Source organism: Microcystis sp. M53603_WE2, assembly GCF_030065435.1.
Genome location: NZ_JASJFF010001103.1, coordinates 1 through 7,752 on the forward strand (window position 1 = coordinate 1; position 7,752 = coordinate 7,752).

Genomic DNA, 7,752 nt, shown 5'->3' on the forward strand with positions numbered 1-7,752 from the left:
CCTTTTTATAAAAGCTAACTAAATCCCCTAAATCAAGGGCATCTGCTTGGGTTAAAGCGCTAGGATAAGCTTCTTGTAGATAGGTAATTAACATCCCGAATTGAGTACCCCAATCCCCGACATGATTAAGACGAATTACTTGATGATGACGAAATTCTAAAATCCGAGCAATACAATCACCAATTATAGTTGATCGCAAGTGACCGACGTGCATTTCTTTGGCAATATTGGGACTGGAGAAATCGACAATAATTTTTTGACTGGGGTTAGCACCAGCAACTCCTAAACGGTTGTCAATAATTAGGTCTTTTACTTGGGTTTCTAGATAACTAGGTTTAAGGGTAAGATTGATAAAACCGGGTCCGGCAATTTCGGGGGGTTGACAGAGATCATCTATCTCTAGATTTTTTAGTAATGTTGCCGCCACTTCCCGCGGTTTTTGTTTTAATTCTTTGGCTAAAGAGAGGGAAATATTACATTGATAGTCGCCAAAACGGGGGTTACTAGCGGCCACAATTAGAGGATCGGTATCAGCGAAGTTTTCCCCAAAGGATTTAACTAGGGATTGGGAAAAACGCTCTTTTATTTGTTGGATAATGGCAGTCATAGAGAGAATTTAGCAGTTAGGGATTAGACAAAAATCGGGAAGGAATCGGTTAGCTTCTTGGCAGTAACCCGATTATGGGTCGAATTAGCTACTGAAGATGGCGATTGATGGTATTCTTTCAAGATTTTTTTGATGATCTTTTGTGGTGTATTCATTATAGTTTCGAGCCAACGAGATTAACACTCCAGACAACTCAGGTTATTGACCATCTTACCTGATCATAATCTGAAGGCGAATCCAATGCAGCTGGCTGCTGGGAAACATTTGCTTTAATATAGTAAGTAAGCTTTACCAATAGTACAACCATGTTAGCCAGTTATATTGATCAAGCGATGGCATTGGCTCAATACGAAATCATCGAAGAAGATGGCACTTATTGGGGTGAAATTCCACCCCTTCAGGGAGTTTGGGCAAATCACGCCAATCTAGAAGATTGCCGGCAAGAATTGCGCGAAGCTTTAAGCGATTGGATTGCTTTGCGTCTGTGTTTAGGTTTGCCAATTCCATTGTTAGCAGGAATAGATCTTAATCTCCTTCCTCAACCCATGTCTTCAATTTAAGATATGCCTAAATTAACCGCCATATCATGGCTTAATCTAGTTCAAAGATTACGAGAACTTGGGTTTGACGGTCCCTACGCTGGGGGTAAACACCCTCAAATGCGTCGCGATAATTTAACGATAATTATCCCCAATCCTCATCAAGGTGAAATAGGGGTAGGACTGTTAAAACGCATTCTCAATCAAGCGGGTATTACCAGGGAAGAATGGCTGGGAGAATAGCAGGGAAAACACCGTATTTAACCTACTCCTTAACCAATAAAACCACGGCATAAACTGCGATACCTTCTTCTCGTCCTACCGGTCCCAATTGTTCGTTAGTAGTGGCTTTAATTCCCACCTGTTCCGGATTAATTTTGAGAGTTGCTGCTAACTTGGCTCGCATCGCAATAAGGTGGGATTTCATTTTCGGTTTTTCGGCGACAATTACCGAATCAATATTATTAATCTGCCAACCTTTATCGATAATTAATTGATTAACTTGTTCTAATAATTTTAAACTATTCGCCCCTTGCCATTGCGGGTCTGTGGGGGGAAAATAATGACCGATATCGCCTAAACTAAGCGCCCCCAGCATGGCATCCATAATAGCGTGGGTTAAGACATCGGCATCACTATGACCCAATAACCCGACAGTATGGGCAATTTCTACTCCTCCTAAAATTAAAGGTCTTCCTGTTACCAATCGGTGGATATCGTAGCCGTTACCAATACGAATATTCATAGAGCAGTCTCCTTGAAGTTATATTAATTATCTTATCGCAAAAGGGAACAAGTTAGGGAAATCTTTTCCCTAACTTGTCCTTATTAGTTAATTAGCTAGGAAGGATGAACTATTCTGCTGAAGTTTTTCCCAATACAATGAAAGCTTATACTAAATTGATTTTTGATAGTATCATTAACTGCCAATCCAACTTTAAAAACCCACTTCCCACTTGCCACTCTATACTTGTTAAATAAGATTTAGTATAACTCGATCGCTGTTAAAATTGCGGTAGAATCAGGAGAGGGTTGGGTTTCATGCTTCAAACCAACCTACGTTCTTTTTCAATAAGATTTATAGCGTTTTTCAGTCTGCTGAGGTACAAAAGTTATGGGTTTTAGGCACTCATGCAAAAGGGAAGAAAAATAGGTGTACCTCACTAGCTTAGGAAACGCTATAGTTAAACACCGAATTTTGAACAATTATGCAACAATTTATTCAACAGTTAAAAATCGATTTATCCTTGACAGTGATCTAGCAGTTTCATCATTTACTTTCCTAAATATCCTTAGCTAATCATCGCCAATAAACCTTGATAAAAAATCTGAAAACTAGGAGAACAATTATGAGCAGGAGTCATAAATTGAGAAATTTCTCGGGCTGCTTTCACTTTTTCTAAACCTCCTCGATGATACCCAGCCTTTTGAAGTATCTTTTCTAAGTTTTCCCAAGTTCCGCCCGTAATTTCATCGGGTTTTCTGTATTTTGCTTGCTGTCCCACATTAGTAGAAACTTTGGGATAGGCTGAGACTATAGCCTGAATATCACCAAAAAACCAAGCTTCTAGTTCTTCTATAGCAATTCTATTTAACACCTGAAATGTTTTTTTATCTTCACTAATCGTTTTGGTGATCAGTCCTGTTTGTTGGGCAATATTTTCTAACTTTTCTTTGAGCATTTGACAATCTTCATTGTCTCTATCTACAAGAATAATGATTCGATAATCATCGGGTATCCAGCATTGATAGCCTTTTAATCGCTCCGGTAGTTTTTTGATTAAATCGGATTTACCTCGAAAGGCATGAATTTTATAGGTGACATTCTCAAATAATATTTTAGGTAAAATTTGATTTAAACATTCTTGGGTAGAAAATTCTTCAACTAAAAATTCAAGATGCACTTTTTTCCTCCTTTGCTATTAAACTTAAATGCTAGGATTCCCCACATCAAAATAGTCCTCCATCCATAATTGACCCAACAAAGCACCATTTTGAATAAATTCCTTAACTCCTTGCATTGCTGAAGTACGTTTAGCTTGAGTAAAACCATTTTCATCTCGATAAAGTACCCAAACCTCCTCTGGTTTCAAACCATCTACAAAAAAGGGAGAATGAGTTGTTACCATTAATTGTGTACTTGCGGTCGCTGCCCGACATTCTTCTGCTAATTCAGGTAATAAACGGGGATGAAGATGATTTTCTGGTTCTTCTATTCCCAGTAATTGCGGAGGGCTTGGATCATATAATATAGTTAAATAAGCTAACATTTTTAAAGTGCCATCGGAGGCAAATTTGGCAAGAATTGGCTCTTGAAAAGGTGCGTCTTTAATTTGAAGTAAAAGCTGTCCATTCGGCATAATAGATGCTTCGACTTTTTCTAATCTAGGAATTCGACGAGAAAGGGTTTGTAAAATAGATTCTAATCGTTGAGGATGATCTTCTTTTAAATATTGAATAACATTAGGTAAATTGTCACCAGTTGGCGATAATCTTTCTTGCGCTCCTGCTTCTGGTTGAGTGCGAGTATTATCTGCGGTTAAGTAGGAAAGATACCAACTTGTGATAAAACGACGCAAAGCACTAACCCGGGGATGTTTGGCCAATTGTCCGAGGGTACTAACAGCTAAAAATTCCGGGGAGTCTAATCGTTCAGAAATTCGTTCATCTTCTTCTTGGGGATTTTCTCCACTAATCACTATTCCTTCCCCTTCTTTAAAGTCTAAAAAGCGATAAGGTTTGCCCTTCGCTCCTTGTCTCCACTGTAACCATTCTTCGGCAACATAAGGGCGATTGTTAGCTTCATTAATAGCCAAATGATAGGTAATTAAAGGTGATGCCAATTTTTCTCGATATTTTAATTCGATAATGATGTAACCTTCTTGTCCTCTGGTTCTTAATTCTTTAAATCTTCCCCGTCTGTCCCAAGCTTTTTTTAAACCAACAGTAAAACATTCAGAGAGGAAAGCAAAGACATCAAATATGGTAGATTTTCCGCTCCCATTAGGACCGAGAAAAACGGTTAAAGGAGTAATGCTTTTTAATTCTAAGTCCTGTAAAGCTCGGTAATTTTGCACGCGCAGATTTTCGATTCGAGGTATAGAGTTTTTAGACATTGATTGTTGCTCTCTGCTGCTTTTAGCTCGTCTTGTCCCAGATTAGCTGTTAATTTTCCCAGTTCCCGCAAAAAACTGGTCAATTTTTAGTAATCTCGCTCTTCTGGACTGGTTATAGCAAATTAGCTCTCCTGATTCTACCGCAATTTTAACAGCGATCGAGTTATACTAAATCTTATTTAACAAGAACGTAGGTTGGGCTTCGGCCGTGAGCTTTTGCCGAACGGTTGAAGCATGAAACCCAACGCTCTCCCGATTCTGCCGCACTCCGAGTTTTTTCTTGGGGATAATCTCCTAACTTCTGACCATCTACTGTCGATTACCGCAAAGGATAGCCATTTATTCTATCAGATTGAGAAGATATTAAGTATGATAACACTTGTGATTATGTTTTTCGCTGCCTTGCTGGCAGCTGCCGATTTTACTTACCAAGTTTTGATTCATTTTCCCGTACAAATCCTCAATTTTTTGGGGTCGTTACTGTCCTATGGAGTGATTGTACTGATAATTTTTGTCCTAGTGTGGATTGTGGGTGACTGATTTCTCAGGGAAAAAAAATGAGAGAATCAGCCTTAGCCAATTCTCCCCAATTTAAGCCAACTTTTAGTTTTTACTGTTCACTAGCCACTGCTTGGGGTTGTCCTTGCGGTTGGAATTGGAACATGGAATAAACCACATTGCGACGGATATCAATCATCATTTCTAAAAACATCTCGTAGCCTTCCTGTTTATACTCAATTAGGGGGTCTTTTTGACCGTAACCGCGTAAACCAATCGACTCGCGTAAAGCTTCCATAGCTTGCAGGTGTTCGCGCCATAACATATCGATTTGTTGCAGGATAAAATAACGTTCGGCATCGCGCATTAAACCGGCGCGAATACTATCCACTTGACGTTCCTTAATTTCGTAGGCTTTGCGAACTTCTTCGTGTAGGAACATCTTGATATCATTAACACTCATATCCTCGACATCTTTAGCGGTAATATCTGCCAAGAGATAGACGAATTCCTGAGATTTACTAATCAGTTTTTCTAAATCCCATTCTTCCGCCGGCAGTTCGGGATTAATATAAGCCATGACGATTTCATCCATGGTTTTTTCGGCGTATTGCAGCACCTGTTCTTTTAAGTCCATCCCCTCCAAAACCCGACGACGTTCGGCATAAATAGCGCGCCGTTGATTATTCATCACCTCGTCGTATTCAAACACCTGTTTCCGGGCATCATAATAGAAGGTTTCCACTTTTCTTTGCGCGCCTTCCAAGGAACGAGTCAACATTCCCGACTCAATGGGCATATCTTCTTCCACCCGGAAGGCATCCATTAAACCCGCCACGCGGTCGCCTCCAAAAATCCGCAATAAATTGTCTTCTAGGCTTAAAAAGAAGCGTGTAGAACCGGGGTCGCCCTGTCTGCCCGCCCGGCCTCGCAATTGGTTGTCAATACGGCGGGATTCGTGGCGTTCCGTCCCGATAACGTGCAGTCCGCCCCTTTCTACTACTTCATCGTGTTCTTTACCTGTGTAATCTTCATAACTTTTGCGAATTAATTTATAGACTTCGCGTAACTTTTGAATAACTTGGTCATCCGTGGGGGCTTTTTCGGCTGCGATAGCGATTTTTTCTTCTACTTCTAATTCCGGTAAACTTTGAGTTCCGTGGGTATCAACGGCAAATTTAACCGCTTCTTTCAGGGCATTTTCTACCTCTTTCGGTAACTCGGTGGGAAAAATTTCCGCCGAGGCGCGCCAGTTTTTTTTCTTCTTACCTGGGGCGAATCCTTGCGGGCGATTGCGTTCTCCTAAACTGGGTAAACTAAAGGCCAAATTGTCATCTTCGGGCATAACTAATTTCGGCATTAAATACTCGCGAATTTTCAATCGGGCCATATAGTCGGAGTTACCACCGAGGATGATATCGGTTCCCCGTCCCGCCATGTTCGTGGCAATGGTTACGGCCCCGGCCCGGCCTGCTTGGGCGACGATTTCCGATTCCCTTTCCACGTTTTCCGGACGAGCATTAAGTAAGTTATGGGGAATCTTTCTTTCCTGTAATAAAAGCGAAAGCACTTCCGATTTTTCCACACTGGTAGTACCGACTAAAACCGGGCGACCCTGTTCGTGCATTTGTTGACATTCTTCAGCGACGGCGTTCCATTTTGCCTGTTCATTTTTATAGACCACATCGGCTAAATCTTGCCGACGAGAAACGCGGTTAGTGGGAATAATTGTTACTTGCAGGTTATAGACTTTTTCTAGTTCCGTTTCTTCGGTTTTGGCCGTCCCGGTCATGCCGGATAATTTCGGATAGAGTAGGAAAAAGTTTTGATAGGTAATCGTGGCTAAGGTTTGGGTTTCCTGTTGAATTTCTACCCCTTCCTTAGCCTCCACTGCCTGATGCAAACCATCGCCCCAACGTCGCCCCGGTAATACCCGTCCCGTGAACTCATCAACGATAACAATTTCACCACTGCGAACGATATAGTTAACGTCTTTTTTCTGGAGTTCTTTGGCACGAATAGCGTTAGAAATATAGTGCGCCCAGGGATTTTCTTGGTCGTATAAATCGGTAACTCCTAATAGTTCTTCCGCTCTTTTAAAGCCTTCATCGGTCATTAAAACGTTACGGTCTTTTTCGTTAACTTCGTAGTCTCCCGGTCCGTCTTCTACTTTTTGGCGCACTAATTGCTTGGCGATTTCGGCGGCGAGAATATATTTTTCTGTGGGTCGATCGATCGGTCCTGATATAATTAATGGAGTTCTGGCCTCATCAATAAGAATGGAGTCCACTTCGTCGATAACGCAGTAGTTAAAGGGTCTTTGGACAACTTCCCCCATCACTGTAGCCATGTTATCGCGCAGATAATCGAAGCCGAGTTCGCTGTTAGTGGTGTAGGTGATGTCACAGGCATAATTTTTCTTTCTTTCTTCTGGACTCATGCCGGCTTGAATTAGTCCCACACTTAACCCTAAAAAGCGGTGTACCTGCCCCATCCACTCCGCGTCACGACGGGCAAGATAATCGTTGACGGTGACGACGTGAACCCCTTTTCCGGTCAATCCATTCAAATAAGCGGGGAGAGTGGCAACCAGGGTTTTTCCTTCCCCGGTTTTCATCTCGGCGATTTGTCCTTTGTGCAGTACCATTCCCCCCAATAACTGCACGTCAAAGTGACGCATCCCTAAGACTCGGATTCCCGCTTCCCGGACAATGGCGAAAGCTTCGGGGAGGATTTCCTCGAGAATCTCCTCTCTTTCGTCATAATTTCTCGCTTTGTCTAATCTTTCCTTAAATTCGCTGGTTTTGCTCCTTAATTCCTCATCGGACAGGTTTTTAATATCCTCTTCCAGCAGGTTGATTTCGGTGACGAGGGGCTGAAATTTTTTAATTTTGCGGGCGTTGGGATCTCCGAGTAGGGCTTTTAACATAGCAGTTTTTATTCTCTCGCTTCGATTGGCTCTTGGTCTGTGGTGTTAACAATTGTATCACTC

Annotated in this window: 7 protein-coding genes; 2 read left to right on the forward strand and 5 right to left on the reverse strand. The window is 41.6% G+C overall.

The features are described 5' to 3' along the window. Positions 1 to 607: arginine--tRNA ligase domain-containing protein (gene argS, locus PX481_RS23280; protein WP_288096301.1), on the reverse strand; the 607-nt coding region annotated here is incomplete at its 3' end. Between the two features lie 305 nt (positions 608 to 912). Between argS and PX481_RS23285 the strand changes: the two genes are divergently transcribed. Both PX481_RS23285 and PX481_RS23290 read left to right on the forward strand, forming a co-directional pair. Further along, positions 913 to 1,167 carry a type II toxin-antitoxin system HicB family antitoxin gene (locus PX481_RS23285; protein ID WP_002760732.1) on the forward strand — a complete coding sequence of 85 codons (255 nt, stop codon included), beginning with the start codon at positions 913 to 915 and terminating at the stop codon, positions 1,165 to 1,167. Between the two features lie 3 nt (positions 1,168 to 1,170). After that, positions 1,171 to 1,389 carry a type II toxin-antitoxin system HicA family toxin gene (locus PX481_RS23290; protein ID WP_002760734.1) on the forward strand — a complete coding sequence of 73 codons (219 nt, stop codon included), beginning with the start codon at positions 1,171 to 1,173 and terminating at the stop codon, positions 1,387 to 1,389. 22 nt (positions 1,390 to 1,411) lie between these two features. Here the strand turns inward: PX481_RS23290 and ispF are convergent, their stop codons facing one another. From ispF to secA, 4 genes are all read right to left on the reverse strand, one after another. Next, a complete protein-coding gene (gene ispF / locus PX481_RS23295) occupies positions 1,412 to 1,891 on the reverse strand; it encodes a 2-C-methyl-D-erythritol 2,4-cyclodiphosphate synthase (protein ID WP_002760736.1) in 480 nt (159 codons plus the stop codon). Positions 1,892 to 2,438: 547 nt separating this feature from the next. Further along, positions 2,439 to 3,050, reverse strand: coding sequence for a DUF4276 family protein (locus PX481_RS23300; RefSeq protein WP_002799501.1), 612 nt, complete (start codon positions 3,048 to 3,050; stop codon positions 2,439 to 2,441). A gap of 24 nt (positions 3,051 to 3,074) precedes the next feature. Beyond that, entirely contained in the window at positions 3,075 to 4,262 is a 1,188-nt protein-coding gene (locus PX481_RS23305) for an AAA family ATPase (RefSeq protein WP_288096304.1), read from the reverse strand. Between the two features lie 610 nt (positions 4,263 to 4,872). Next, complete coding sequence (gene secA, locus PX481_RS23310) at positions 4,873 to 7,689, reverse strand: preprotein translocase subunit SecA (RefSeq protein ID WP_288096305.1); 2,817 nt, start codon at positions 7,687 to 7,689, stop codon at positions 4,873 to 4,875. Between the last annotated feature and the right edge of the window lie 63 nt (positions 7,690 to 7,752).